Origin of the sequence: Micromonospora thermarum (assembly GCF_012034245.1) — a bacterium.
GTDB lineage: Bacteria > Actinomycetota > Actinomycetes > Mycobacteriales > Micromonosporaceae > Micromonospora > Micromonospora thermarum.
In genome coordinates, this window is the sequence record NZ_JAATEO010000094.1 from 1 (window position 1) to 1,019 (window position 1,019).

The 1,019-nt window shown below is 71.2% G+C and carries 1 protein-coding gene; it reads right to left on the reverse strand.

The window, feature by feature from the left end:
- A partial coding sequence (locus HCJ94_RS29340; RefSeq protein ID WP_168004239.1) for a transposase occupies nt 1-906 on the reverse strand: 906 nt, incomplete at its 3' end.
- Nucleotides 907-1,019 lie beyond the last annotated feature (113 nt).

Consider the following 1,019-nt stretch of genomic DNA (forward strand, 5'->3'; position numbering starts at 1 on the left):
CGGCAGCGGGCCGTGTTGGGCGGTCCAGGCGGTGCGGTGGGTCAGCCTGGGGTGCAGCCGGTGCCAGGCCCGCGCGGTCGCGGCGCCGTAGAGACGGGTTTCAGTGGTCGTGGCCACGTCCGGGTCGCCCCAGCTGCCCGGGTCACCGAAGATGAACTCGCCGCCATGCCGTCGTGGGCGGCCGGTGGTGCCGGGCAGCCGGGGTGGCGCGGGCCGGCGTAGCACCCGGTCGGAACGCATCCGCACCAGAACCTTCACCGGTAGATCAGCGAGGAGGAACGCCAGCCGGGGCCCGTCGTAACCGGCGTCCGCGACGATCCACACGTCTGGGTCACCAGGCTGCCACTGCCGGGCTGCGATCAGCCGCTGCACCACGTCCCGCAACTGGCCGGCGGTGACCGTGGCAGCGTCGTCGCCGGGCGCCAGCCGGCGGGCGTCCAACGGCGCGGTCCACGAGGTGCGGCCGGTCTCCAGGGCGGTGACGAACGAGTACGGCCAGCCCGGAACCCCGATGTGGGTGTCCTTGCCGCGCCCGTAGGTGTGGCACAGCACCCGCTCCGGGCAGGTGTGCGCCTCCGGCCGCAGCCAGCAGGTCACATCCACCGCCAGGACGACCCGCCCGTCCGCGGCCCGCGGCAGCGGCACCGCCGCCACCGCGGTCCGCAGCCGCGCGATGTCGATCCGGCCGCGATTCAACGCCGCGTACAGCGAGCCGTGACCGCGGCGGTGCTCACCCACCAGCGACAACTCCACCAGCGACCGCACCGGCGCGTCACCGCACAACAACGCATCCGCCAGCTCGAACAACGCGTCCCCACGAGCCGTCAGACAACGGTGGAACTCACGCCGGAACGCCGCCAGCCGCCCGACCGCGTCGAACGCCCCGGCACCATGCACACTGATCACCAGACAGCCCTTGGTTTGCGATCTTCTTCCCTAGACAAGAGGAATGATCGATCAAGGGCTGTTCTCATGATCAGCCGGGGTCAATGCCACCGCCCAGCAGGTTAAAGATCAAG